Origin of the sequence: Streptomyces sp. NBC_00986 (genome assembly GCF_045162565.1) — a bacterium.
GTDB lineage: Bacteria > Actinomycetota > Actinomycetes > Streptomycetales > Streptomycetaceae > Streptomyces.
The window spans coordinates 6,919,132-6,944,718 of the sequence record NZ_CP108733.1 but is presented as its reverse complement, the minus strand read 5'-3'; the positions used below and the strand labels follow the sequence as shown (position 1 = coordinate 6,944,718).

Sequence of the window (25,587 nt, the reverse complement as noted above, 5' to 3'; positions counted from 1 at the left end):
ACGGGGGCCCAAAGGGATTCGCGGAGGATCGGGAACTGTGGGCACCAGGGGCAAGCGAAGGCGCGTACCCGAGAAGCGCAAGGCGAGACCGGCCGTGGTCGGCGGGGTGATCGCCGTGGCCGTCGTCGGCGCGGGCGTCGGCGCCTACGCGCTGTACGACGGCGGGGCCTCCGCCGAGGCGCGCACGTCGACGACCGCCGACCACAAGGCCATCAAGACGGGCCCGTTGTCGGCGACCGAGGTGCAGACGACCGCGAAGCGGTACCTGGCCGACTGGCAGCAGGGCAAGGTCGCCCAGGCCGCCGCGACGACGGACAAGTCGACGGCGGCCGCCGCCCTGCTCACCGGGTACACGAAGAACGCCCACATGAAGGGCATCACCGTCACCGAGGGCACCCCCACCGGCACCAAGGTCCCCTTCTCCGTGAAGTGCACGGTGTCGTACAAGGGCATCAACAAGCCGATGTCGTACGCGAGTTCACTCACGGTCGTGCGCAGCGCGAAGGACGGCAAGCCGTACGTCCAGTGGCACGCCTCCGTCGTCCACCCGGACCTCGCGGACGGCGACACCCTGGTCACGGGCGAGTCCGGCACCCCGCCGATCAAGGCGTACGACCGTGACGGCGGCGAGCTGACGGTGGCCAAGTACCCGTCGCTGGGGCCGGTGTTGGACGGGCTGCGGGAGAAGTTCGGCAAGAAGGCGGGCGGCAAGGCGGGTATCGAACTCCAGGTGATCCGGGGCAAGAAGTCCAAGCAGTCGGACAAGACGCTCGTGGAGCTGAGCAAGGGCACCCCGGGCAAGGTGAAGACGACGCTCAGCCCGACGCTCCAGGCGGCGGCCGAGACGCAGGTCGACAAGCAGAAGAACTCGTCGGTCGTGATGATGCGCCCGTCGACCGGCGAGATCCTGGCCGTGGCGAACGCCTCGCACGGCTTCAACGTGGCCTTCCAGGGCTCCCTCGCCCCCGGTTCCACGATGAAGATCGTGACGTCGACGATGCTCTTCGAGAAGAACCTGATCACCCCGGACGCGTCCCACCCCTGCCCCAAGACGTACAAGCTGGCGGGCTGGACCTTCCACAACGACGACGACTCGGAGATCAAGAAGGGCACGTTCAAGATGGCCTTCGGGGCGTCCTGCAACAACGCCTTCATCAACTTCGCGCCCAAGCTGTCCAACAGTGACCTGACGACGGAGGCCCAGCAGGTCTACGGCCTCGGCATGAACAACTGGGCCATCGGCGTCCCCACCTTCGACGGCTCGGTCCCGGTGCAGAGCGGCGCGCAGATGGGCGCCTCGCTGATCGGCCAGGGCGGGGTCCGCATGAACCCGCTGAACATGGCGTCGGTCGCCTCGACGGTCGACACGGGCACCTTCCACCAGCCGTACCTGGTCTCCCCGACGGTCGACAACCGCACGATCGCGAAGGCCTCGCGCACGATGTCGTCGACGACGCAGGCCGAGCTGAAGGAGGTCATGAAGTACACGGCGGACTACGGCACGGCGGCCGAGGCGATGTCCGGACTCGGTCCGGACTACGGCGCGAAGACCGGTTCGGCGGAGGTCGACGGCCAGAAGAAGCCCAACGGCTGGTTCACCGCGTACAAGGGCGACCTCGTCGCCGCGGGCGTCGTCCAGGCGGGCGGCCACGGCGGCGACACGGCGGGCCCGATCGTGGCGGCCCTGCTCAAGCTGGGCGACAGCCTCGGCGGCTGAACCCCGGCTTGAGCCCGCTGAGCCCCTGATCCTCTGCGGGGCTCGGCTGATCCTCCGTGGAGGTCAGCTGATCCTCCGTGGGGCTCGGCTGATCCTCCGTGGGGGTCAGCTCGCGACCGGCGCGGTGGCCATATAGGTCCGCCGCAGGAACCGCATGATCGTCTTCGTCTCGAACTGGACGACGGAGACGCCCTGTTCGGAGTGGAACTCGACCACGGCCTGCACCCGCCCGCACGGCCACACCCGCACTTCGCCGCTGCCGGCCGGGGAACGCAGCCCCTGCTCCAGCAGCTCGCGGTCGAAGGTCCATTCGTGCGGTCCGGGCAGGCCGATACGGACGGCTCGGGGATCGGAGTCGGGGTCGTACCGCAGGACGACGGGGACCGCGTCAGCATCCAGCCGGTCCACGTCCTCGTCGGTGACGATATGGGCTCGCGCGTACTGTTCGACTACGGACATCGGGCGGCCCCTTACGCTGAGTGACCTGTGTGAAAGCTATGCATCCGCTTCCACTACCCAAATGTCGCACATTTTCTCGGGAGCGCCCTCCGGGGCGACAGATCTCACATGTCGGCGCGAGACTGTCTGGCTCTTGCAAAGCAGTCGCAATAACCATCTAAAATCATCCCGTGCATGTGCCTGACGGATTCATAGACGCCCCCGTATCCGCCGCGACCGGTGTGGTCGCCGCCGGCGCCATCGCCGTGAGCCTGCGCGGTGCCCGCCGCGAACTCGACGAGCGAACGGCGCCGCTGGCGGGCCTGGTCGCCGCGTTCATCTTCGCCGTGCAGATGCTGAACTTCCCGGTCGCGGCCGGCACCAGCGGCCACCTGCTGGGCGGCGCGCTGGCCGCGATCCTGGTCGGCCCCTACACCGGCGTGCTCTGCGTCTCGGTCGTCCTGCTCATGCAGGGCATCCTGTTCGCGGACGGCGGCCTGACCGCGCTCGGCGTGAACATCACCGACATGGCGATCACGACGACGGTCGTGGCCTACGCCGTCTTCCGCGGCCTGGTGCAGCTCCTGCCCCGCACCCGCCGCTCGATCACCGCCGCGTCCTTCCTCGCGGCCCTGCTCTCGGTCCCGGCAGCCGCCCTCGTCTTCACGCTCCTCTACTCCCTCGGCGGCACCACGGACGTCTCCCTCACCAAGGTCGCCACCGCGATGATCGGCGTCCACGTCCTCATCGGCATCGGCGAGGCAGCGATCACCGCGCTGACGGTGGGCGCCGTGATCGCCGTACGCCCGGATCTGGTCTACGGCGCGCGGGGCCTGGAGCAGCGCCTCAAGCTGCGGGTGAACGGCGAACTGGTCGACGCGCCCGCGCAGTTGGAGCCGGTCGCGGCCCGCGGGACCTCGCGCCGCAAACTGTGGCTGACCGGCCTGGTCGCGTCCCTCCTCCTCGCCGGTTTCGTGAGCTTCTACGCCTCCTCGAACCCCGACGGCCTGGAGAAGGTGGCCGCCGACCACGGCATCGACCGTCAGGCGAAGGAACACACCTCGGCGGACTCCCCGCTGGCCGACTACGGAGTGCGCGATGTCGACGACGCCCGGCTCTCCGGCGGCCTCGCGGGCGTGATCGGTGTGGGTGTCACGGTCGTCGCGGGCACCGGAGTCTTCTGGGCGGTCCGCAAGCGCCGTAGTAGCACCTCGCAGGTGGCCTGACATGGGCGCGGGCCACGCCCACCGTCTCTACCGGCACGGCCACTCCCCCGTCCACGCGCTGCCCCCGCACACCAAACTGGCCGCCGTCTTCGCCTTCGTGGTGGTCGTGGTCTCGACCCCGCGCGAGGCGATGTGGGCGTTCGGCGTCTACGCCGTCCTCCTCGCGTGCGTCGCGTACACGGCCCGCGTCCCCGCCGGCTTCCTGCTCCGCCGCCTGCTGATCGAGATCCCGTTCGTGGCGTTCGCGGTCCTCATGCCCTTCGTGGCGGAGGGCGACCAAGTCACCGTCCTGGGCCTCCAGTTGAGCGTGAACGGCCTCTGGGGCGCGTGGAACGTCCTGGCGAAGGGCACGCTGGGCGTAGCCGCCTCGGTCCTCCTGGCCTCGACCACCGAACTGCGCGAACTCCTCCTGGGCCTACAGCGGTTGAAGCTCCCGCCCCTCCTCGTCCAGATCGCGTCCTTCATGATCCGCTACGGCGATGTCATCACCGACGAGATGCGGCGGATGCGGATCGCCCGCGAGTCACGAGGTTTCGAGGCCCGGGGTGTCCGTCACTGGGGCGTGCTCGCGAAGTCGGCGGGCGCGTTGTTCATCCGCTCCTACGAACGCGGGGAGCGGGTCCATCTCGCCATGGTGAGCCGGGGTTACACGGGTTCCATGCCGGTGATCGACGAGGTGACCGCGTCCAGGGCGCAGTGGTCGTATGCCCTCACCCTCCCCTGTGCCGCCCTTGCCGTATGTCTACTGGGATGGACGCTGTGATGGACGACGCTGTGACGCCTTCGCTCGAAGTGGCCGGGGTGGCCTTCGCCTACCCCGACGGCCAACAGGCCCTGTTCGGCGTCGACTTCACCGTCGCGCGCGGCGAACGGGTCGCCCTGCTCGGCCCGAACGGCGCCGGCAAGACCACCCTCGTACTGCACCTCAACGGCATCCTCACGGCCGGCGCCGGGACGGTGACGGTGGCCGGACTCCCGGTCGGCAAGCGGCACATGGCGGAGATCAGGCGCCGGGTCGGGATCGTGTTCCAGGACCCCGACGACCAGCTCTTCATGCCGACGGTCCGCGAGGACGTGGCGTTCGGCCCGGCGGCGGCCGGGATGAAGGGCGCCGAGCTGGAGCAACGGGTGCGTACGGCACTGGAGTCGGTGGGGATGGCGGAGTTCGCGGACCGTCCCCCGCACCACCTGTCGTTCGGGCAGAGGCGGCGAGTCGCGGTCGCAACAGTCCTGGCGATGGAACCGGAGATCCTCGTCCTCGACGAGCCCTCCTCCAACCTCGACCCCGCCTCCCGCCGCGAACTGGCCGACATCCTGCGGTCGTTGGACGTCACGGTCCTCATGGTCACGCACGACCTGCCGTACGCACTGGAGTTGTGCCCGCGCGCGCTGATCCTCAGCGAGGGCGTGATCGCGGCGGACGGGAAGACCGGCGAACTCCTCGGCGACGACGCGTTGATGCGGGCGCATCGCCTGGAGTTGCCCTTCGGGTTCGACCCGCGGTCCGTGACAATGGGCGCGTGACGAACGAGGGTCCCGAGGACCACACTGCGGCCGGGTCGCTGCTCCTCGACGAGCAGTTGTGCTTCGCGCTGTACGCGGCCCAGCGGGCGCTGACGGCCGCGTACCGCCCCCTCCTGGAAGAGCTGGAGCTGACCTACCCGCAGTACCTCGTCCTCCTCGTCCTGTGGGAGCGCGGCGAGACCCCGATCAAGGACCTCGCGACCGCCCTCCACCTCGACTACGGCACGCTGTCCCCGCTCCTGAAGCGCCTGGAGTCGGCGGGTCTCGTCCACCGGGAGCGCGCGGCACACGACGAGCGCTCGGTGCTGGTCGCGTGCACGGAGCGCGGTACGGCGCTCAGGGAACGTGCGACCCGCGTGCCCGGCGCGCTGCTCGCGGCGACGGAGCTGGAGATGCCCGAGGTCGTACGCATGCGGACGGAGCTGTGGCGGCTGGCGGAGCGCGCCGAGGCGGCGGCGGACCGGGCCCGCTGACCCGCTGACCTCGGGTTACCGGCGGTCCTCACCCCCTGCCGACCGGAGCCGGCCTACTCGCGAGTATCTTGTGCACGATGTAATTGCGCGCTCTCGTGTTTCCGTCCCCGGGGGAGGTCCCGCCATGACCGACGACACCGCTGGCACCGCCGACACCGCTGTCGACACCCGCCCGACGAAGATCATGTACGTCGCCGAGGCCACCGCCCACGGCGGCCGGGACGGCTTCGTCAGCAGCCTGGACGGCCACCTCGCCCTCCAGGTCGCGATGCCCCCGGCGCTGGGCGGCGACGGCGACGGCACCAACCCCGAGCAGCTCTTCGCGGCCGGCTACAGCTCCTGCTTCCACAACGCGCTGGTCCTGGTCGGCCGTAGGGCGGGCTTCGACCTGACCGGTTCCACGGTCGCCGCGAAGGTCGGCATCGGCCCCAACAAGCAGCGCGGCTACGGCCTCGCGGTCGCCCTGAGCGTGTCCCTCCCGATCCTCGACCAGGACATCGCGGCGAAGCTGGTGGACGCGGCGCACGAGGTCTGCCCGTACTCGAACGCGACCCGCGGGAACATCGACGTCACGATCCTGCTTGGTTGAAAGAGGAGAGCGGTACGGCGGAACGCCGGAACATCGGGACGAGGAGCACGGGCGTGAACGTGAACGGCGTGGTGGCCGAGGGCTTCGAGCCGGTCAGGGATGCGTTCGTGGGGAACTTCGAGGCGCGCGGCGACCGGGGCGCGGCCGTGACGGTGTACCGGCACGGGCACCGGGTCGTGGACCTCTGGGCGGGCACGAAGGACGTGGACGGCACCGCTCCCTGGGAGCACGGCACGGCCCAGATCGTCCGCTCGGCGACGAAGGGCGTTGCAGCCGCCGCGCTGCTCCTGCTGGCGCAGCGCGGGGAGCTGGACCTGGACGCTCCGGTGGGCGAGTACTGGCCGGAGTACAAGGCGGCAGGCAAGGAACGCACCCTCGTCCGGCACCTGCTCGCGCACCGCGCGGGCGTGCCGGTACTGGACCGCCCGCTGACCCCGGAGCAGGCCGCCGACCCGGTGCTCAGTGCTACGGCGGTGGCGGCGCAGGCGCCGGTGTGGGAGCCGGGCACGGACCACGGGTACCACGCGCAGACGTACAGCTGGCTGACCGGCGAACTCGTCCGCCGGGTGACGGGCCGGACGATCGGCGAGTGGATCGCGGACGAGATCGCGGGTCCGGTCGGGGCGGACCTGTGGGTGGGCCTGCCGGCGGCCGAGACGGCCCGGGTGGGCCGGGTGGCACAGGTGGAGACCCCGGCAGCGGCGGACCCGGGCGTCCTCCGCACCCGCCCCAAGCGCTCGGTCTCCGAGGCGTACGCGAACCCCGACTCCCTCACCCGACGCGCGTTCGGGGCGATCACGCCGATGCCGGACGAGAACGACCCGGCGTACCGGGCGGCCGAACTCCCCGCGTCGAACGGCATCGCGACGGCGGACGGACTGGCCCGTGTCTACGCGTCGCTGATCGGCGAACTGGACGGCGGGGTACGGCTGTTCACCCCCGAGACGGCCGAGCTGGCCCGCACGGAACACTCCTCGGGCCCCGACCGCGTCCTCGTGATCAACACCCGTTTCGGCCTGGGCTACATGCTGCACAGCGGCGCGTCCCCGCTCCTGTCGGACGGCTCCTTCGGCCACCCGGGCCGAGGTGGCGCGCTGGGCTTCGCCGACCCGGAGTCGGGCATCGCGTTCGGGTATGTGACGAATTCGTTCCGCAAGAGCGTGACGGCTGATCCACGGGCGCAGGCGCTGGTCAGGGCGGTGCGCACCGCCCTGTCGTAGCGCACTGGTACGGCTACGGCTGTCGGCGCCACGGCCGGTGTTCACAGCCATGGGGCAACAATGGGATATGCGCTGCTGTCTCTCCGCTCCCCTCGCGGCTCTCGCCGCGCTCCCCACTCCCTACGACGTCCTGCGCTCCGGCACGCTCCTCGCCCCGGCGCTGCTGCGTGCCGCCCGCGTTCGTCCCGCGCGCGGCGGATACCGCCAACTGGCCGCCGTCCACCTGGAGTTGGTCACCCTCACCGAGGACAGCGCCATCATCACCTGGCACACCCGAACCCCGGGCACCGACGACGGCCTCGGCCACCTGCTCCCCGCGGTCACGGAGGGCGAGGTCGTCTACGGCACCCACCCGGCCCACCTCAACCGCATCGCCGCCGAGGACCGGCCCACCGCGCACCACCACGTGGAGCTGACCGGCCTCGAACCCGGGCAGACGTACTACTACCGGGCTCGCTCACGGGGCGTGACCGCCGTGCCGACGCCGTTGCAGCACGTGCGCGGGAACGCCGTCGGCACCTCGCGGCACGGCCTCGGCTCCCTGACCGGCACGTACTCCTTCACCACGCCCCAGCCCCCGCCCGGCAGGCACCTGTTGTCCATCGCCCTCTGCAACGACCTGCACCTCGGTGAGACCACCGCGGGCCGCATGGCGGGCTTCCCCCTGCTGCGCGGGGTGTCGCAGGCGGTGGGCCTCGCCGCCTATCCGGAGATCATGACCCGGGCGCTGGTCGAGGAGGCCAAGCGGCGGGGGGCGGACGTCCTGCTCGCCGCCGGGGACATCTCGGCGGGCGGGTCGCCGCGGGACCTGGCCGAGGCCAGACGCATCCTGGACGGCTTCGGCACGCTCGGCCGGGACTACCTCGTCGTACGCGGCAACCACGACCGTGCGGGGAGCTCCGCCGACACGTTCCGGGAGGGGTTCCGTGAAGGCTTCGGCGGCGACGGGCCCGGTTACTTCGCCCACGATCTCGGCGGGCTGCGGATCATCGGGCTCGACACGTATGCCAAGGCCGGCAACGGGGGTGACGCGGGTGGGCTCGGCGAGGAGCAGTTGTCCTGGTTCCGGGGCCGGCTCAGGGACGAACCGGACCGGCCGACCGTCGTCTTCGGCCACCATCCGCTGACGGTACGGGACTCTGTGTTCCCGGTGACGCGGGGCCAGCAACTGGACCGCCGGCAGGCTCGGGCGATCGTTGACGCGTACGCCTCGGCGCCGGGGGTTTTTCTGCACCACGCGGGCCATACCCACCGGAACAAACGGACCCTCCTGGTCCGCGCCCCGCACGTGGTCCAGCAGGAGGTGACCGCCGCGAAGGACTATCCCGGCGGTTTCCTGCTCCTGCGCGTGCACTCCGGGGGTTACGCCCTCAATCACTACAAGGCCGGCGGTATCGAGGCGCGTGAGTGGGGGGAGCGGTCGCGGCGGGTGGCTGGGGGGTTGTGGCCGCACCATGCGCTTGGGCGGGCGGCCACGGACCGGAACAGCGTTCGGGCCCACGACCTGTCCGGTGTCGGGTCGCTGGGGGTGTCTGTTGCCTGAGTGATGGGTCGTCGGTTGGGTGCTACGCCGTTCGGGCTGGGCGCGCCCACGTGGCGGAGCCGCATATCGATACGGCCCCGCGCCCCTAAAGAAGGCCCTGCGGGCCCTCCTTCAGGGGCGGGTGTCAGCCGTCGTTCTCGGGGGACGGGAGGTATGCGCCGGGGACGTCGTTCGGGGTGTAGATCTTGCTGTCGCCGGGGTACGGCTTGGTCCAGTTGTGGGTCTGGTACCAGGTGTAGCGGTTCATTTGGGTGGGGTTGGCGTAGTCCGGTACGGCGTTCGGGCCGGTCAGGCGTTGGTGGGACGCCCAGGTCTTCCACTGGGCCGCGAGTGTCTTCTCGGCCGCCGGGACCGAGACCGTCGTCGGTGCCGCGGCCGCCTTGGTGTCCTGGGCCGCCGGGGTGTCCGAGCCGCAGGACGGCTGTGGGCTCACGCCGAGGGTCAGCGAGGTGCGGTTGGGGACCGCCGTGAACGGGGTGTTGTCGGCCTTCTTCGTGAACGCCCCGTACATCGGGGTGGCCGCGCTGTCGAGCTGGTTCATCGGGTGGATCCCGAGGATCTGCTCGACGGTGCGCACCATGGTGATCTGTGAGTAGTAGTGGTTGTCGACCGTGCCGTGGTTGGCGTAGGGACTGATGACCTGGACCGGGGCGCGGTGGCCGTCGACGTGGTCGAGGCCGGCCTGGGAGTCGTCCTCGACGACGAAGATCGCCGAGTCCTTCCAGTACTTGCTGTGGGTGATCCGGTCGACCATCCGGCCGACGGCGAGGTCGTTGTCGGCGACCTCGGCGGCGGCGTTGGCGGGGCCGCCGGTGTGGTCGTTGGAGAACCAGAACATGTTCAGGTTCGCCGGGCCGTTCTTCTCGAAGTCCTGTTGCCAGATCTGCTCTTTGTAGATGTCCGGGACGTCGAGGTCGAACAGCGGGAAGCCCTGTACCGACACGTCGTTGAGGGAGGGGATCGCCGACCCCGTCTTGATCGGGTAGGCGGTTCCGGCCCCCGTCGCGGCCATGTTCTTGCTGTCGCAGTACAGGTTCTGCCAGTTCGCGCCGGCCGGCTTGGTCTCCAGGGACTGGAACTCGCCGAAGTCCTTGACGGTCTTCCCGGCCGCCTGCGCGCCGGTCCAGATGAAGCCGGACTTCTGGTGGCCCAGCACGTCGTTCTCGGTGTCGTAGCTGCGCGTGTACTCGCCGGCCGAGGACTCGGTGTACTCCGGGTTGTCCGACTGCATCAGCCAGTTGTGGCCCTCAGCGGAGTTGGTGCCGATGTCGTAGAAGTTGTCGTACAGCCCGAACTGCTCTGCCAGCGCGTGCTGGTTGGGCGTCACGTTCTCGCCGAACTGGGTGAGCGAGGCGTCGCCGTTGCCCTGCGGGAGGTCGCCGTAGACCTGGTCGTAGGTGCGGTTCTCCTTGACGAGCAGGAAGACGTGCTTGATCGTCGAGGGGTCGCCGATGCGCGCCGGGACCGGGACGGCCTTCGCGTGGCTCCTGCCCTTGGCCGTGGTGACGGAGCCGGGCGTCCAGCCGTTCTGCTTGAAGACCTTGGCGGTCTGGGACCTGATGGTGAGGTCGCTCGGCAGGGTGAACTGGGTGAGGCTCGACGTCGTGTCGTGGGTGTTGTGGCCGGCGGCGTCGGGGCGGAGCGCGTCGACGCCACGGGTGTTGGCGACGACCACCTGCTTGCCGATGGCCGTGATTCCCGAGGGGAAGTAGTCGGTGGGGAGCAGGCCGACGTAGCGGGCGGGCTGCTGCGGAGCGGTGTAGCGGTAGACGGCGACCGCGTTGGCGCGGCCGAGCGTGACCAGCAGCCGGCCGTCGTCGGTGAGCGTCACCGCGTTCGGCTCGTAGCCGACGGACGCCTCGGGCCACGGCTGGGTGGCGATCGTCTGGACGGCCCTGTCCTTGCGGGTGTCGATGACCGACACGCTGTTGTCGGCGGTGTTGGTGACGAACACCGCGCCGTTCTTCGCGTACACGGCGGTCGGGTGCAGTCCTACGTCGATGGTTCCTACGGCGGCGGAGGGGTCGGCCGTGTTGATGACGCTGACCGTGCCGGTGGTGCTGGCGCCGGTCTTCGGGTTGGCGACCACGTCCGTGCCGTAGGAGTTGATGGTGGTGTCGCCGGTCTTCGCCGGGCGGCCGCCCTCGTTGCTGACGTAGAGCTTGCCGCCGACCAGGGCGATGCCGCGCGGGGCGTTGCCAACTGCCCAGCTCTGCTTGACGGTTCCGGTCGCCGCGTCGATGGCGACCACCTTGTTCTGGCCGTTGACCGCGGAGTACACGGTGGAGCCGTCGGCCGAGAACACGGCCGCGCCGACGAGGGCCTGCTTGGTGCCGTCGGCCGCGATCGGGACGGCCGTGGGGGCGGAGAGGGTGCCGTCCGCGGCGACGGTGAACCTGGTGTAGCCGTTCGCCTGCCCCAGCCACAGCTGTTTGCCGTCGGGCGAGTAGGTCGGGCCTTCCTGGCCGACGGCGGCGGTGCTGATCCGCAGGTCGTCCGCCGCGTTGGTACCGATCTTCTGCTTCACCTGACCGGTAGTCAGGTCCATGACCACCAGGGAGGCGTCGCCGTCTGTGACCGAGGCCGCGAGACGGGTGCCGTCCGGGCTGACCGTCGACGACATGATCTTGCCGTCGTTGATGACGGTGCGGCTGCCGTACGGCTTGATGTACTGGTCGCTGGAGATGACCTGACCGTTGGCGGTGGTCTGACCTACCTGCTGGGTGCCGAACTGATAGGTGGAGGCGACCGCGGTGCCCGTGACGCCGAGGGCGACCGCGATGCCGGCCGTCACGAGCAGTGCCCGGCGGCCGACATGTCTGCCGAAGAGGTTGACCTGGTTTTTCTCGTTGATCCGACGCCGGCGGGTTACCTGCACGGAACTGTTCCCTTCAGTGGGTGTCGAGCAGGTCGACGTTGCCGTCGAACTGCCAGAGCGGGTTCGGGGTGTCCCCGGTCGAAGTCCGCACCAGGAAGTAGCCGTTGACTTCCTTCGGCCCGTCACCGTCGGCCACGTACCGCCCGTCCGGACCGATGTCGAGCTGGTAGATCGCCGTCCCCGTGACCGCGACCCCGGGGAGATGCCAGCTCACGACGCAGCGCCAGTCGTTGCCCGCGCCTTCCTGGGCGGCCTGGCCGTCGCTCTTGGTGCAGGCCGCCGAGGTCCGCAACTGCGCCTCGGTGACGGCGGGCCGGTGCAGCTGCTCGGTCTGCATGCGGTACAGGTGGGCGAAGGCCGTGGCGAGCGACCGCTGGACCTTGTCCTGCTCGATCCCGGACCCCGTCGAGGGAGTGGCCACGGCGACCACTCCGACGGTGAGGGCGGTCAGCGCGGCCAACGGCAGCACGGCGCCGGTGAGGGCACGGCGCCCGGACCCGTCGTAGGCCGGATTGGTGAAGTCCCGCCGTACGAACAGCAGAAGGGCCAGTACGGTCGCCAGCGCGGCCCACACCAGACTGACCGCGACGCCGATGAACAGCGGGGCGAGCTGCGCCGGGCCGGTGAACAGACCGTTCCACGAGATGAAGGCATAGCCGGGCAGCGCGAGGCGTACGGCCACCGGCAGCGGCAGCATCTGGGCGACCTGCATCGCGAGCGCGACCAGCGGAGGCAGCAGCAGCCCCATCGGGGACCGCCCCAGCGCGACCGATCCGAGGAGTCCGATCGCGGCGAGGGCCAGGGTCGGGGCGAGCGCGCAGAGCCACGCGAGCAGCACCCGGCCGGCGGCGTCCCCCGGCGCCAGCAGGTGTCCGTCGAGACCGACCAACGGCCGGTCGCCGACCGCCAGCAGCCCGCCGACCACGCTGGAACAGACCAGCCCCGCCACCAGCAGCAGGATCACGGTGAGGCTGGCCAGCGACTTCGCCAGGAAGATCCGCCGGGGCGAGCGGACCGCCACCAGCAGATGACGCCAGGTGCCGAGCCGGTCCTCGGAGGCGAACACGTCACCGGCGACCACCGAGGTCAGCAGCGGCAGCGCCCAGATTCCCGCGAAACCCAGCACCACCAGCGGTCCGGCCCACCCCGTGGCGAGCATCCAGCGGCCGAAGAGCGTGTCGGAGGGCAGCGTGCTCTGCTGGCTCACCCCCGCGACGAAGAGCGCCGGCGCGATCCAGCAGGCCAGGACCACCAGCCGGATCCGCCACTGCGAGACGAGCTTGACCAGTTCGAAACGGTAGGCGCGCGAGACCGGGACACGGCGGGCGACGACGGGTCCGGTGACGGTGACGGGGGTGGTGGTCGCGGTCATCCGCCGTTCTCCCGTTGCTCGGTGAGGGCGAGGAACGCGGCCTCAAGTGGTGAGACGACAGGGGCGAGTTCGCGCACCGCGACACCCGACCGCACGAGCCCGGCGACCAGTTCGTCGAGGGCGGGCACCAGGCCGCGTACGACGACCACCTCGCTGTCCTGCGGTGCCCCGGCGCCGTCGACGATCCGTATCCCGGCCGTGCCGTCGGCCTGCCGCCGTGCTGCGTCCGGATCGGAGGTCCGCAGCCGGTAGTCGAGTTCACGGTTCTCGGCGGCCAGCTTGTTCAGCGGCCCGGAGAAGACCACCCGCCCGGTGTCGAGAATGGTGACCTCGGCGCACAACGCCTCCAGGTCGTCCATGTGATGACTGGAGAGCACGACACTCGTGCCGTCCGCGGCGAGCCGGGTGAGGACCCGGTGGACGTGTCTCTTGCCCGCCGGATCAAGGCCGTTGGCGGGTTCGTCGAGCACGAGCAGCCGGGGTCTGGTGAGCAGGGCGGCGGCGAGCCCGAGCCGCTGGCGCATACCGAGGGAGAAGCCGCGGGTCCTGTCGTCGGCGACATCGGTGAGCCCGACCTGGTCGAGCACGTCGTCGATGCCCGCCGTCCGCACGTCCTCGCCCCGGAGCCCGGCCAGCGCGGCGAGGTTCTGCCGAGCGGTGAGCGACGGATACAGACCGGGCGCGTCCACGAATCCGGCGACACCGTCCGGCACGGCGAGCGCACGCTCCACCGGCGTGCCCAGGATGTCCAGCCGACCGCCGTCGGGGACGGCCAGCCCCAGCAGAAGGCCGAGCAGTGTCGTCTTCCCGGCGCCGTTCGGTCCGACCAGGCCGTGGATCTGACCCTGTGTCACATCCAGGTCGACGCTGTCGAGTGCGACGACCTCGCCGAAGCACCTGGTGATCCCGCTGGCCCGGACCGCGTGGAGTGCGTCCATGAGGCCCCTTCTCTTCCTGAATCCTCAGGGACCTTAGGGACAACACACATCCCGGACACAGGTGGTTGACTGAACACCCAGGGAACGGATCGTCAAACCGACGGCAAGCCAGGTAAACGAACAGTCTGCACAGGCCCGGTCAACCCGCCCGCAGCATCAGCCCGATACCGGCGACGAGGAGAGCGGCGGCGGCGATACGCGGGGCCCCGAAGCGTTCCTTGAAGAAGACCGCTCCGATGGCCGCGCCGACGATGATCGACGACTCGCGCAAGGCTGCGATGGGGGCGAGGTCCGCACGGGTCTGGGCCCACAGGACGAGGCCGTACGCCAACACGGACAGGGCTGCGCCGAGGAAGCCGACGGAGACGAACGGCCGCAGAGCGGGGACGAGTTGACGGCCTCGCAGATACAGCGCGTACGCGGGGATCATCCACCCCTGGACGGCCATCAACAAGGCGATGTACCCGAGCGAGGAGCCCGAGGCGCGTACGCCGAGCCCGTCGACCACGGTGTACGCGGCGATGGACAGACCCGTCGCCAACGCGGCGCCGATCGCCGCCCAGTTGGGCCGGTGCCCGCGCATGCCCCACAGGGCGACACCGGTCAGCCCCGCGCAGGACAGCGCGATACCGGCGGTGGCCCACCCGTTGGGCACCTCGTGCGCGAAGACGGCGGCGAGGACGGTGACGACGAGGGGTGCGGTACCTCGGGCGATGGGATAGGCCTGCCCGAAGTCACCGAGCCGGAACGACTTCATCAGCAGCAGGTAGTACGCGAGATGGATGAGCGCGGAGGCACCGAGATACGGCCACGCCCCGGCCGCGGGAAACGCCGTGAACGGCACGAGCGCCAGGCCGATGACCATCCCACCGCCCGCGATGAGCGTGAACCCGACCAGCTTGTCCGTGATGCGGTGTGCGAGGGCGTTCCAGCAGGCGTGGGTGACTGCGGCGAGCAGGACAGCGGCGGCGACCTCCGGGGTCACGAGGACTGCTCGCGCACATCCACCAGGGTGGCACCGGCGTACGCGACAAGCTCCTTGGGCTCCATGGGGAACACGGCATGCGGATTGCCTGCGGCGGCCCAGACGACGTCATGCGCGAGCAGCGACCGATCGGCGAGCACACGAGTCTTCGTACGGTGCCCAAAGGGCGGCACGCCCCCGATGGCATACCCGGTCGTCTCCCGTACGACGTCCACCTTGGCCCGGGTGACCTTCTCGACGCCGAGTTCCTGCCGGACGAGTTCCAGGTCCACTCTCGATGCCCCGTCCATCAGCACCAGTACCGGAACCCCGTCCGCCGCGAAGATCAACGACTTGCAGATCTCACTCAACTCGCACCCGATCGCGGCGGCGGCCTCGGCTGCGGTACGGGTGGCGTCCGGGAAGCGCCGAGTACGAGCGACCAGCTCCCCGAGCCCCAACTCCCTTAGCGCTTCGGCGAATCGGGGGTTGGCGCCGGAGTTGTCGTCTTCGGTGTTGTTCGTGGTCATGGGGGCACGGTAGCGGCGGGTGTACTGGGCCTGCGACTGAGTTCTGAACGTTGGGCCACTCGCTTCTTGGCCAGTGTCGGGCTTCCACGGCCCGCGTAAAGGGCGCTCCCTGCGGTCGCGTCGGCTGCGCCGATTCCGCTGCGCTCCACCCTTGACTCGGTCCGCTCCAGCCCGTTTCAGAAGCGAGCGAGCGGCCCTGAGGAACGGGTGGCCAGGTGGGAATCCCCTTGCCTGAACCGTGTCGCCGGCCGGTGTTGAGGGGCGCGCTCGCGCCTCGCCAGCACGCCACCTCGGCTCAGCGGCCAACCCCCGGCGGGGGGTTACTGAAAGCCGGGGGCAAATCTAACCACCATCACAGGCTTCGACCGGTTAGAAAATACCCCAGCCTGCGGAGAAGGCAGGGTCGGCAGCAAGCTGGCAACGGAGCCTGGGAGGTGGGTGGGTGGGTGGGTAGGTGGGTCGGGAAAGTGTGACACTTCCGCCGAAACTGTCACACTTCTGCGGACCGGGTACCCCCGGGGGGGGAAGCCACCCACTCACCGTTGGCCGCTGAGCCGACCCGGCGTGCTGGCGAGACGCGAGCGCGCCCCCTCGCACCGGCCCAGTACGCAGTACAGGCAAGGGGATCCCTACCTGGCCACCCATCCCTCGGGGCCGCCCGCTCGCTTCTCAAACGGGCTGGAGTGCACCGAGTCAAGGGTGGAGCGAAGCGGAATCGCCGCAGGCGACGCGTAGCGCCCTTTACTCGGGGCGCGGAAGCCCGACACTGGCCAAGAAGCGGGCGGCCCGACGTTCACTTCGAAACGTACGTGACGAACTCGCCCCAAACGGGAGCGGAGAGAGCGAGCTGCGCACCCGGCTCGTTCTTCGAGTCACGGATGCGGATCACCGTGGGGGTAGTAGCCACCTCAACGCAGTCGCCGGATTCATTGCTGCTGCTGTAGCTGCTCTTGAACCAGTGGAGTTGCGAGGTGCTCATAGTGCTCCCAGCGCTTGCTCGATGAAGGCCAGCGACTCTCTCGGCGTGAGAGCCTGGGCCCGCATCATCCCATAGCGCAGTTCAAGGACCCGAAGATCCCTGGGGTTTGAGACCGGGCGACCGCTGAACGCTCCGTCGGACCGTCCGATCGCTGTGCCGTCGCCGAACTTCAGCACCTCGATCAGGCCGTTCATGCCGGCGTGCTCCTCACAATCGGTAGGCATGACTTGAAGGGCGACGTTCCGCAACCTCCCTACCTCCAGCAGGTGTTCGAGCTGTCGACGCAGCACCGCCCTGCCACCGATCGGGCGCTCCAGTGTCACCTGTTCCTGAATGAAGCAGAGTGCGGGTTCGGGCAACCGGTCGAAGACGGACTTCCGGGCAATACGGGCGGCCACGTCCCGATCCACCACATCCTGGGGGTAGGGAGGCTGCCGAATGTCGAACAACGCCTGCATGTACTCGGGCGTTTGCAGCAGCCCATGGATGTTGTGGTTGCTGTAGAGGAGCATCTCGACCGCCCGGTCTTCCATCTCCTTCAGCTCCCGCACCTTCTTCGGGTACCGGGCTTTCCGCATCTCCTCCATGAACGCCCTCAAGTGCCCTTGGGCGTTCAGTAGTTGATCCACCCTGTCCAGAAACTCCGGCCTCGGAATCCGCACCCCGCGCTCGATCTTCCGGATCATGTCCTCGCCGTAGCCCATCGCCTCGGCGAGTTCGGCCACCCGCATTCCCGCTGCCTCCCGGAAAACCCTGAGCATCCGACCGACCGCCTGCACCAACGGCTCGATCTCGTCCCCCGGTTCGACATCCCAACCGGCCTCGTCCTCAACCTCGTTCATGCCCCACCTCCATCGCGCTTCCGTACCCGTACAACCTCCGAGACTGTCGAGACAACGCGGGACAAAGCCGAGACAGTAACGCTACGCACCGATGCCATCACTCACCCAGGGAAGCAAAACCCGCCACGCTGAGTGACATGAATCAAGAAATCGCCGCCCCTCCCCATTTCACCGTCCTGCTGTCCGCCACCCCCAGAGGCACACGTCTCGCCCGGCTCCTCGCCACAGAGCAACTCCGCGCCTGGGGGCTCCCGTTGGACCGAGCCGCTCAGATCGTCGCCGAGTTGGCGGCCAACGCCGCGACCCATGGACGGGTCACGGGACGCGACTTCCGGCTGACCCTGTACGTCGTCGCCGGAACCCTCCGTATCGAGGTGTCGGACACGCGCGGCGACCGGCTGCCCCGGCTTCAACAGGCGGACCCGTATGGCGAATCGGGACGGGGGCTGCTTCTCGTGGACGCCCTGGCCGACCGTTGGGGTGTCACCCCGGGCCCGCGCCCGCGCAAGACGGTCTGGGCCGAGGTGAAGACGTGAGTGAGGTTCAGCCCCCGAGTACGACGTCCTTCGTCTCTTCGACTCCCGCCGTACGGCCCGGCGCCGTGTGGTACTTCCAGTACAGGTTCGTGTGGGCGATGACCTGTTCCGGCGGCGGTGCACCCCACTTGCTCAGGTCCGACGTGGTGTGGGCGTCGCCGACGAGTGTCACGTCGTAGCCGCGTACGAACGCGCCGTGGAGCGTGGAGCGGATGCACGCGTCGGTGGACGCGCCCGCCATCACCAGGCGGCCGACCTGGGCGGCTGCCAACACCTCTTCCAGGGAGGTGTCCTCGAAGGAGTCGGGGTAGTGCTTGGGCACCAGGGGCTCCCCGTCCCAGAGATGCAGCTCGGGGACGTACTCCCAGTCCTTGCTGCCTACCGTCACGTTCTCGTCGGAGTGCTGGACCCAGACGACCTGGACGCCTTCCTCACGAGCCCTGTCGACGAGCGTGGCGATGTTGGCGACGACCGCGTCACGCTCGTACGCGTCGGCCACTACTCCGACCTGGACGTCGATCACGAGGAGTGCGGTGTTGGGGCGTTCTGCGAGTGTGGTCATGCTCAACACGCTAGTCCCGCCCCCTGACATCGGCTCGGTTCAGAGCGGTTCAGAGCGGTTCAGAGCGGTTCACAGGGGGCTGAAACTCGGCTTCACCGGTCCTGTCTCTCCCAGCTCCACCAGTTCCGCCAGGTCCTCCGGCTCCAGGAACTCCAGTTCCTCTGGGCCGAGTTCGTCGTGCGGGTCCAGGTTCCGCAGGTGTTCGACGAAGCCGAGGACGAACGCCGTGAATGTGCCCTCGAAGACCTCTGGTTCCGTTCCGTGGCTGTGGGTGACGATCTTCCAGTGGTCCGGGTCCGGGGCGCAGGGCCAGAAGAAGTGCTCATTGCCGGAGTGGTCGTAGCCCCAGGAGAGCAGGCCGCCGGGTTCGGGGTGGAAGGGGAACGGGTGGAAGTCCGGGCTGCGGCGTCGGCTCTCGGCGAATCTTTCGTGGATCTGCCGCATTCTGTCCAGGAGCGGGCCGGCGCCCCGGGGGTGGAAGACCACGAGTTCGTCGCAGATCACACCCGTGCCGTAGATGTCGAGGAACGTCTTGAAGTCGGTGGGCAGTGTCGAGGCGACGTACGCCTCGGTCTCGGTCCAGTCGTCGGCCGACGGCCGCCGTGTCACCGTCGACGGGCCGAGCAGCCGCACCAGGTCATCCAGTGCTGTCACGGCCGTAACCCTGTCACTGACGCGATCTGCCGCGCCACCCGAACTCGGTGACGCGGCAGATCAGTTGCCCGGTGCCTCAGTGCCTCGCGGCAGCCGCCTCAGGCCCGGACCAACTCCCGGTCCTCGTCGGGGTCCGAGTCCTTGGCGTCCAGCTCGCGCAGGCCCTCGCCCTCGACGTCCACGTTCGGCAGGATCCGGTCCAGCCACTTCGGCAGCCACCACGCCCGCTTGCCGAGCAGTGCCAGTACCGCCGGGACGATCGCCATGCGGACCACGAACGCGTCGAAGAAGACGGCGACCGCCAGGCCGAAGCCGATCATCTTGACCATGGACTCGCTGGAGGTGATGAAGCCGGCGAAGACGGCCATCATGATGACCGCCGCAGCCGTGACGACCCGGGCACCGTGCTTGAACCCGGTGACGACGGCCTGGCTGGGCTTCTCTCCATGGACGTACGCCTCGCGCATCCGGGTCACGAGGAACACCTCGTAGTCCATCGCCAGGCCGAAGACCACGCCCACCAGGAAGATCGGCATCATCGACATGATCGGACCGGTCTCCTCCACGCCGATCAGGCCCGACAGCCAGCCCCACTGGAAGACGGCGACGACCGCGCCGAGCGAGGCGAGCACGCTGAGCAGGAAGCCGAGGGCCGCCTTCAGCGGGACCAGGATCGAGCGGAAGACCACGATCAGGAGCAGGAAGGCGAGGCCGACCACCAGGGCCAGGTAGGGGATCAGGGCGTCGTTGAGCTTCTGCGAGAAGTCGATGTTCATCGCCGTGGTTCCGGTGACGAGCACCTGCGCGTCCGTGTCCGCCTTGATGCCGGCGCCCTCGTCACGGATGGAGTGCACCAGGTCCTCGGTGGTGACCGACGACGGTTTGGAGTCGGGCACGACGGTGATCGTCGCGGTGTCGCCGGCCTTGTTGAACATGGCCGGACTGACCGAGACCACGTCGTCGAGGGTCTTGATCTTGTCGGTCACCGTGGTGGCGGCGGCCTTGGGCGCGTCGCTGTTCTTGGCGTCCACGACGATCATCAGCGGGCCGTTGAAGCCGGGGCCGAAGCCCTCCGCGAGGAGGTCGTAGGCCCGTCGCTGGGTGGTGGACGTCGGCTGTGAGCTGTCGTCGGGCAGACCCAGCTGGAGCTGGCTGGCCGGCAGCGCGATCGCGCCGAGGCCGAGCACGCTGAGGATCAGGACGGCGGCGGGACGCCGTACGACGAAGCTCGCCCAGCGGGTGCCCATGTTCGGCCTGGCCGCCTTGGCCGCTTCCTTGGCGCTGCCGCCACCCAGCCACTTGGCCTTCTCGCCGGTGGGCTTGATCCTGCGGCCCGCGTAGCCGAGCAGCGCCGGGATCATGGTCAGTGCGATGAACACCGCCACCACGACCGTGCCCGCCGCCGCGACACCCATCTTGGTCAGCATCGGCACGTTGACGACCGCGAGACCGGCCAGCGCGATGACGACCGTGAGACCGGCGAAGACCACCGCCGAACCCGCGGTGCCGACGGCCCGGCCGGCCGCGTCCTCGCGTTCGCGGCCCTCGGCCAGCTCGGCCCGGTAGCGGGACACGATGAACAGCGCGTAGTCGATGCCGACGGCGAGCCCGATCATCATCGCCAGCGTCGAGGTCGTCGATCCCAGGTCCAGCGTCTTCGCCAGGACCGTGATCGTCGAGACGCCGATCCCCACCCCGATGATCGCCGTCAGCAGCGGCAGGCCGGCCGAGACCAGCGAGCCCAGGGTGATGAGGAGGACGACGGCGGCCAGGGCGACACCGATGATCTCGCCGACGCCCATCTCGGCCGCGGCCTGGAGCGCGTCACCGCCGACGTCGACGGTCAGCCCGGTGGCCCGGGCCTCGGACGCGGTGTCCTCCAGGGCGTCCTTGCTGGAGTCCTTGAGTTCCATGCCGGCGACGTCGTACTTCACCGAGGTGTAGGCGACCGTCCCGTCCTTGCTCACGGCGTTCGTGGTGAACGGGTCGGAGACGGAGACGACTTCGGAGCCGTCGGCCAGCTCCTTCACCGTCTTCTCGACGGTCGCCTTGTTGCCGGCGTCGGTCATCTTCTCGCCGCTCGGCGCCTTGAAGACGACCCGCGCGGTGGCCCCGTCCGAACTGGAGCCGGGGAAGCGCTGGTCCAGCAGGTCGAAGGCCTTCTGGGCCTCGGTCCCGGGTATGGAGAAGGAGGTGGAGCCCGCTGCGGGCGCGTTGGCCGCGCCGACTCCCGCGAGGGTCAGCAGCGCGATCCATAGAAGGGCGACGTAGTGCCGTCGCCTGAAGGCGAGCCGGCCGACTTTGTAGAGGAACGTGGCCACGAGGGCGTACTCCCGGTCAGGTCGTGGGGTTCTTCGGGGCAGGGGTGATCGACCGGTTGGGGACACGGTTGATCTGCCCGACGACGTGAGCGGTTACGTCAGGTGGGCGTGCTGTGGGTTGTGTGCGGGGTTTCTCAGGTGGTGGGTACTGGTGCGCCCAGTGCGGGGAGCACCACGGCGTCGATGTACGACAGCAGGAAGGCCTGGGTGGGCGGCTGCTCGTCGATCATGGTGCGGGCGGCGAACCCGCCGATCATCATGTGCACGATGTACTCGATCGCCGGGTTGTCGGCACGGACCTCACCCCGGTCGATCGCCCGCTGGAGCATCGTCTTGAACTCCGCCATCTCGGGTTCGACGAGGTGTTCCCGGAATGCCTGGAGGAGGTCCGGGCTGCCGTGCATCGCCATGGCCAGGCCCCGCATGAGCGCGGAGTTCTGCTCCATCTCGCAGTCGTCCGACCGCATCGTGAGGGCGTGGAAGTCGCCCCTGAGCGAACCGGTGTCGACGGCGGCGGCCGATGCGCCCGGCTTGTTGTGCCGCACCGCTTTGGCCACCAGCTCGGCCTTGCCGCCCCACTGGCGGTAGAGCGTCGCCTTGCTGGACCGGGTGCGGGCCGCCACGGCGTCCATGGTGAGGGCGTCGTAGCCGACCTCCCGGAGCAGGTCGAGCACGGCCGCGTACAACTCGGCCTCACGCTCGGGCGTGATGCGACTGCGACGCGCCGTTGCGACTTCAGTCATGCCACTCACCTCTCCGGATCCGAACGACACGGTTTCGTACCTGCTTCGTACGTCATGAATGTAGCGCACTCACCAAAGAAACGAAACCGTTTCGTACGTGTGCTGGGTCACGGCGCCGACCGCTTCACCGCCACGCCGGTGTTTTTTCATAAGTTGCTCCGGTCCGTCCCGCGGAAAAGCATAGGGAGGTGAGCTATCTGCGCCTGCCGCACCTCAGTGGCGACCTCCTGAGCTTCGTGGCCGAGGACGACCTCTGGCTGGCCCCTCTCGACGGCAGGGGCCGCGCCTGGCGGCTCACCGTCGACCGTACGAAGGTCGGTCACCCCCGTTTCTCACCCGACGGCCGCCACATCGCGTACACGAGCTGGCGCAGCCTGGTGCCGGAGATCCATCTCGCGCCGGTCGAGGGCGGCCCGGGCCGCAGACTCACCTACTGGGGCAGCGCCGACACCCAGGTCTGCGGCTGGACCCCGGACGGCGACATCCTCGCGGTGGCCTCGCACGGGGAGCCGTTCTCCTACTTCACCTGGGCCCACAAGGTCCCCACCGACGGCGACCCCGGCGGCCGGCTCCCCTGGGGCCCGGTCTCCGACATCCAGCTCGCCGACGTCGACGGCGAACGCCGGACCCTGCTCCTGACCGGCACCCCGCCGCACGAACCCGCCGCCTGGAAGCGCTACCGCGGCGGCGCGATGGGCCGCCTCTGGCTGCACGGCCGCCGCCTGCTCGCCGACCTCGAGGGCCATCTGCACTCCCCCATGTTCGTCGACGGCCGCATCGCCTTCCTCTCCGACCACGAGGGCATCGGCAACCTCTACTCCTGTTCCTACGACGGCTCCGACCTGCGCCGCCACACCGATCACGACGCCTTCTACGCCCGGCACGCGGCCGGCGACGGCACCCGGGTCGTGTACCAGTGCGCCGGCGACCTGTGGATCGTCGACGACCTGTCGGCGGCCTCGGTCCCGCGCAAGCTGGACGTGCAGTTGAGCGGGCCGCGCGCGGGCCGCCGTACGTACCAGGTCCCCGCCGCCCAGCACGTGGACGGCATCTCGGTCGACGACACGGGCCGCGCGAGCGCCGTCGTCGTACGCGGCAGCCTGTACTGGCTCACCCACCGCGACGGCCCCGCCCGCACCATCACCGACACCCCGGGCGTACGGGTCCGCCTCCCCGAGATGCTCGGCTCGGGCGGGCAGGTCGCCTACGTCACGGACGCGGACGGCGAGGACGCGATCGAGATCGCCTACCTCCCCCGCGCCTCCGGCGAACGCGAGCCACGCCGACTCGCCTCCGGCGAGGTGGGCCGTGTACTGGAGCTGGTGTCGGACACGGCGGGCGAGCGTCTCGCGATCGCGGCCCACGACGGACGACTGCTCCTGCTGGACGCCACGGAGGACTCCAACGGCGAGGTGACGGAGCTCATTTGCTCGATCAACGGGCCGGTACGGGACCTGGCCTTCTCCCCCGACGGCAGCTGGCTGACCTGGTCCCACCCGGGCATCGGCCGCTCGCTCCGCCAGATCAAGATGGCGCGCATAAAGGACCGTTTGATCGTCGACGTCACCAACGGCCGCTTCGAGGACGAGAATCCGGTCTTCACACGGGACGGCCGCTACCTCGCCTTCCTCTCCTGGCGCGGCTTCGACCCGGTCTACGACGTCCACACCGGCGACCTGTCCTTCCCGCTCGGCTGCCGCCCCTACCTCGTCCCCCTCTCCTCGGCCACGCCCTCCCCCTTCGCGCTGACCCCGGAGGGCCGCCCGGCCGCCGGTGGTCTGGACGCGGCGGAGGACGACGAGGGCGCGGACGGCGCGGTGACGGTTGAGGTGGAAGGACTGGAGAGCAGGGTCACCCCCTTCCCGGTCTCGGCCTCCAAGTACTCGGCGCTGTACCCGGTTTCGGGCGGCGGCCTGGTCTGGCTGCGCTGGCCGATCTCGGGCGCGCTCGGCGAGACCTTCGCCAACCCGGACGACACCAGCGGCCGCCCGACCCTCGAGTACTTCAACATCAGCAAGGCGAAGAAGTCCGAACTCGTGGAGCACCTGGACTGGTTCGCGGTGAGCGGCGACGGCACCCGGCTGGTCGTGGTCGACGAGGACGAACTACGAGCGGTCCCCTCCACCGAGTCCGGCGACAGCGACTCCACGGTCTGGATCGACCTCCGCCGCATCCTCCACGAGGTGGACCCGCCCGCCGAGTGGCGCCAGTCGTACGAGGAGGCGGGCCGCCTGATCCGCGCGTACTACTGGGATCCACAGATGTGCGGCATCGACTGGACCGGGGTCCTTGACCAGTACCGCCCGCTGGTCGAACGAGTCGCATCCCCGGACGACTTCGCGGACCTACTCCGTGAAGTCCTGGGCGAGTTGGGCACGTCCCACGCCTACGTCACCGCGTCCCGCCGCAACGAGGGCCCGCCCCACTACCAGCGCCGCCAGGGCCTGCTGGGTGCCAACTTCGTACGCAGGGAGGGTGGTTGGACGGTGGCCCGCATCCTCCCCGGCGAGTCCTCGGACTCCAAGGCCCGCTCCCCCCTGGCCGGCACCGGCATCCGAGAGGGCGCGATCCTGACCCACGTGGACGGCCGCCCGGTGGACGAACTCACGGGCCCGTACCCCCTGTTGGCAGGCGCGGGCGGCACAACGGTCGAGCTGACCTTCACCCCGGCGGAGGGCGAGGGCAGGGCCCGCCGAGTAGCCGTGGTCCCCCTCATCGACGAACGCCCCCTCCGCTACCAGGACTGGGTGGCCAAACGCCGGGCCGTCGTACGGGAGTTGAGCGGCGGCCACTGCGGCTACCTGCACATCCCCGACATGGGCGGCTCCGGCTGGGCCCAGTTCAACCGCGACCTGCGCCTGGAGGTGTCCCGCCCGGCCCTCATCGTCGACGTACGCGGCAACGCGGGCGGCCACATCAGCGAGCTGGTGGTCGAGAAACTCACGCGCACGATCCTCGGCTGGGACCTGACCCGCAACGCCCAACCGGTGTCGTACGCGTCAAATGCCCCCAGGGGCCCGGTGGTCGCCCTGGCCGACGAGGCGACATCCTCGGACGGCGACATGATCACGGCGGCCTTCAAACTCCTCAAACTCGGCCCGGTGGTGGGCCAACGAACCTGGGGCGGAGTCGTCGGCATGACCGGCCGCCACCAACTCGGCGACGGCACGGTGATCACGGTCCCGATGAACGCCGCCTGGTTCGACGCGTACGGCTGGTCCGTGGAAAACAGGGGCGTAACCCCGGACTTGGAGATCCTCCGCACCCCACTGGACTGGGCAGAGGGGCGCCACGCCCAACTGGACGACGCGATCAAGCTGGCCCTGGACCTCCTGGCCATCCACCCGGCGGCAACCCCGCCGGACTACAGCGCGGTACCGGACCGCTCAAGGCCGAAACTCCCCCCACGTTCTTGAGAGGGGAAGGGGGCCGACTCCCGTTCTTTCAGGGCCGCGAGGCTGTGCCTAAGTGCAACTCCGCCACGCTCTCGAGACAGGCAAGGCCAACTCCCCAAGGGGCGCGGGGAACTGCGCGACCA

The 25,587-nt window shown here is 69.5% G+C and carries 22 protein-coding genes; 10 read left to right on the top strand and 12 right to left on the bottom strand.

Annotation, left to right across the window (positions count from 1 at the left end; translation table 11 throughout):
• Positions 1-37: 37 nt before the first annotated feature.
• Complete coding sequence (locus OG504_RS31130; protein ID WP_405992773.1) at positions 38-1,717, top strand: penicillin-binding transpeptidase domain-containing protein; 1,680 nt, start codon at positions 38-40, stop codon at positions 1,715-1,717.
• A 105-nt stretch (positions 1,718-1,822) separates the two neighbouring features.
• On the opposite strand, the gene OG504_RS31125 is transcribed toward OG504_RS31130, so the two are convergent.
• Positions 1,823-2,176, bottom strand: a complete 354-nt coding sequence (locus OG504_RS31125; RefSeq protein WP_405992772.1) for an SsgA family sporulation/cell division regulator — start codon at positions 2,174-2,176, stop codon at positions 1,823-1,825.
• 170 nt (positions 2,177-2,346) lie between these two features.
• Between OG504_RS31125 and OG504_RS31120 the strand changes: the two genes are divergently transcribed.
• From OG504_RS31120 to OG504_RS31090, 7 genes are all read left to right on the top strand, one after another.
• Positions 2,347-3,381, top strand: a complete 1,035-nt coding sequence (locus tag OG504_RS31120) for an energy-coupling factor ABC transporter permease (protein ID WP_405992771.1) — start codon at positions 2,347-2,349, stop codon at positions 3,379-3,381.
• Position 3,382: 1 nt separating this feature from the next.
• Positions 3,383-4,144: a cobalt ECF transporter T component CbiQ gene (cbiQ, locus tag OG504_RS31115; protein WP_405992770.1), complete on the top strand. Its 762-nt coding sequence runs from the start codon at positions 3,383-3,385 to the stop codon at positions 4,142-4,144.
• Positions 4,144-4,905: an energy-coupling factor ABC transporter ATP-binding protein gene (locus OG504_RS31110; protein WP_405992769.1), complete on the top strand. Its 762-nt coding sequence runs from the start codon at positions 4,144-4,146 to the stop codon at positions 4,903-4,905. The genes cbiQ and OG504_RS31110 overlap by 1 nt, the downstream gene beginning before the upstream one ends.
• On the top strand, positions 4,902-5,378 hold the full coding sequence (locus OG504_RS31105; RefSeq protein ID WP_405992768.1) for a MarR family winged helix-turn-helix transcriptional regulator: 477 nt from the start codon (positions 4,902-4,904) through the stop codon (positions 5,376-5,378). The genes OG504_RS31110 and OG504_RS31105 overlap by 4 nt, the downstream gene beginning before the upstream one ends.
• A 124-nt stretch (positions 5,379-5,502) precedes the next feature.
• Positions 5,503-5,967, top strand: a complete 465-nt coding sequence (locus tag OG504_RS31100) for an organic hydroperoxide resistance protein (protein WP_405992767.1) — start codon at positions 5,503-5,505, stop codon at positions 5,965-5,967.
• Between the two features lie 53 nt (positions 5,968-6,020).
• Complete coding sequence (locus tag OG504_RS31095) at positions 6,021-7,187, top strand: serine hydrolase domain-containing protein (RefSeq protein WP_405992766.1); 1,167 nt, start codon at positions 6,021-6,023, stop codon at positions 7,185-7,187.
• Positions 7,188-7,254: 67 nt separating this feature from the next.
• Positions 7,255-8,730 carry a metallophosphoesterase gene (locus tag OG504_RS31090; protein WP_405996470.1) on the top strand — a complete coding sequence of 492 codons (1,476 nt, stop codon included), beginning with the start codon at positions 7,255-7,257 and terminating at the stop codon, positions 8,728-8,730.
• A 124-nt stretch (positions 8,731-8,854) separates the two neighbouring features.
• Here the strand turns inward: OG504_RS31090 and OG504_RS31085 are convergent, their stop codons facing one another.
• From OG504_RS31085 to OG504_RS31055, 7 genes are all read right to left on the bottom strand, one after another.
• Complete coding sequence (locus OG504_RS31085; protein WP_405992765.1) at positions 8,855-11,608, bottom strand: alkaline phosphatase family protein; 2,754 nt, start codon at positions 11,606-11,608, stop codon at positions 8,855-8,857.
• A gap of 13 nt (positions 11,609-11,621) precedes the next feature.
• The gene (locus OG504_RS31080; protein ID WP_405992764.1) at positions 11,622-12,980 is read right to left on the bottom strand and encodes an ABC transporter permease; all 1,359 of its coding nucleotides are present in this window, start codon (positions 12,978-12,980) and stop codon (positions 11,622-11,624) included.
• A complete protein-coding gene (locus OG504_RS31075; protein WP_405992763.1) occupies positions 12,977-13,918 on the bottom strand; it encodes an ABC transporter ATP-binding protein in 942 nt (313 codons plus the stop codon). The genes OG504_RS31080 and OG504_RS31075 overlap by 4 nt, the downstream gene beginning before the upstream one ends.
• A 139-nt stretch (positions 13,919-14,057) precedes the next feature.
• Entirely contained in the window at positions 14,058-14,903 is an 846-nt protein-coding gene (locus OG504_RS31070; RefSeq protein WP_405992762.1) for an EamA family transporter, read from the bottom strand.
• Positions 14,900-15,412 (bottom strand): YbaK/EbsC family protein, encoded by a 513-nt coding sequence (locus OG504_RS31065; protein ID WP_405992761.1) that lies wholly within the window; start codon positions 15,410-15,412, stop codon positions 14,900-14,902. The genes OG504_RS31070 and OG504_RS31065 overlap by 4 nt, the downstream gene beginning before the upstream one ends.
• 793 nt (positions 15,413-16,205) lie before the next feature.
• Positions 16,206-16,391 (bottom strand): DUF397 domain-containing protein, encoded by a 186-nt coding sequence (locus OG504_RS31060; protein ID WP_405992760.1) that lies wholly within the window; start codon positions 16,389-16,391, stop codon positions 16,206-16,208.
• Entirely contained in the window at positions 16,388-17,233 is an 846-nt protein-coding gene (locus OG504_RS31055; RefSeq protein WP_405992759.1) for a helix-turn-helix domain-containing protein, read from the bottom strand. Before OG504_RS31055 ends, OG504_RS31060 begins: the two co-directional genes overlap by 4 nt.
• 137 nt (positions 17,234-17,370) lie before the next feature.
• Here OG504_RS31055 and OG504_RS31050 point away from each other — a divergent pair, with 137 nt between their 5' ends.
• Complete coding sequence (locus OG504_RS31050) at positions 17,371-17,769, top strand: ATP-binding protein (RefSeq protein WP_405992758.1); 399 nt, start codon at positions 17,371-17,373, stop codon at positions 17,767-17,769.
• 7 nt (positions 17,770-17,776) lie between these two features.
• Here the strand turns inward: OG504_RS31050 and OG504_RS31045 are convergent, their stop codons facing one another.
• From OG504_RS31045 to OG504_RS31030, 4 genes are all read right to left on the bottom strand, one after another.
• Complete coding sequence (locus OG504_RS31045) at positions 17,777-18,331, bottom strand: isochorismatase family protein (RefSeq protein ID WP_405992757.1); 555 nt, start codon at positions 18,329-18,331, stop codon at positions 17,777-17,779.
• A 69-nt stretch (positions 18,332-18,400) separates the two neighbouring features.
• On the bottom strand, positions 18,401-18,985 hold the full coding sequence (locus OG504_RS31040; protein ID WP_405992756.1) for a hypothetical protein: 585 nt from the start codon (positions 18,983-18,985) through the stop codon (positions 18,401-18,403).
• A 98-nt stretch (positions 18,986-19,083) separates the two neighbouring features.
• Entirely contained in the window at positions 19,084-21,306 is a 2,223-nt protein-coding gene (locus OG504_RS31035) for an MMPL family transporter (protein WP_405992755.1), read from the bottom strand.
• A 134-nt stretch (positions 21,307-21,440) separates the two neighbouring features.
• On the bottom strand, positions 21,441-22,049 hold the full coding sequence (locus OG504_RS31030; RefSeq protein WP_405992754.1) for a TetR/AcrR family transcriptional regulator: 609 nt from the start codon (positions 22,047-22,049) through the stop codon (positions 21,441-21,443).
• 188 nt (positions 22,050-22,237) lie between these two features.
• Between OG504_RS31030 and OG504_RS31025 the strand changes: the two genes are divergently transcribed.
• Positions 22,238-25,465 carry a S41 family peptidase gene (locus tag OG504_RS31025; RefSeq protein ID WP_405992753.1) on the top strand — a complete coding sequence of 1,076 codons (3,228 nt, stop codon included), beginning with the start codon at positions 22,238-22,240 and terminating at the stop codon, positions 25,463-25,465.
• The last annotated feature ends 122 nt before the right edge of the window (positions 25,466-25,587 follow it).

Bases quoted from the DNA above. Each gene is read 5' to 3' on its own strand.
- OG504_RS31125 (WP_405992772.1), bottom strand. From the start codon at position 2,176: ATGTCCGTAGTCGAACAGTACGCGCGAGCCCATATCGTCACCGACGAG.
- OG504_RS31100 (WP_405992767.1), top strand. From the start codon at position 5,503: ATGACCGACGACACCGCTGGCACCGCCGACACCGCTGTCGACACCCGC.
- OG504_RS31030 (WP_405992754.1), bottom strand. From the start codon at position 22,049: ATGACTGAAGTCGCAACGGCGCGTCGCAGTCGCATCACGCCCGAGCGT.
- cbiQ (WP_405992770.1), top strand. From the start codon at position 3,383: ATGGGCGCGGGCCACGCCCACCGTCTCTACCGGCACGGCCACTCCCCC.
- OG504_RS31110 (WP_405992769.1), top strand. From the start codon at position 4,144: ATGGACGACGCTGTGACGCCTTCGCTCGAAGTGGCCGGGGTGGCCTTC.
- OG504_RS31045 (WP_405992757.1), bottom strand. From the start codon at position 18,331: ATGACCACACTCGCAGAACGCCCCAACACCGCACTCCTCGTGATCGAC.
- OG504_RS31060 (WP_405992760.1), bottom strand. From the start codon at position 16,391: ATGAGCACCTCGCAACTCCACTGGTTCAAGAGCAGCTACAGCAGCAGC.
- OG504_RS31055 (WP_405992759.1), bottom strand. From the start codon at position 17,233: ATGAACGAGGTTGAGGACGAGGCCGGTTGGGATGTCGAACCGGGGGAC.
- OG504_RS31075 (WP_405992763.1), bottom strand. From the start codon at position 13,918: ATGGACGCACTCCACGCGGTCCGGGCCAGCGGGATCACCAGGTGCTTC.
- OG504_RS31050 (WP_405992758.1), top strand. From the start codon at position 17,371: ATGAATCAAGAAATCGCCGCCCCTCCCCATTTCACCGTCCTGCTGTCC.
- OG504_RS31065 (WP_405992761.1), bottom strand. From the start codon at position 15,412: ATGACCACGAACAACACCGAAGACGACAACTCCGGCGCCAACCCCCGA.
- OG504_RS31080 (WP_405992764.1), bottom strand. From the start codon at position 12,980: ATGACCGCGACCACCACCCCCGTCACCGTCACCGGACCCGTCGTCGCC.
- OG504_RS31090 (WP_405996470.1), top strand. From the start codon at position 7,255: ATGCGCTGCTGTCTCTCCGCTCCCCTCGCGGCTCTCGCCGCGCTCCCC.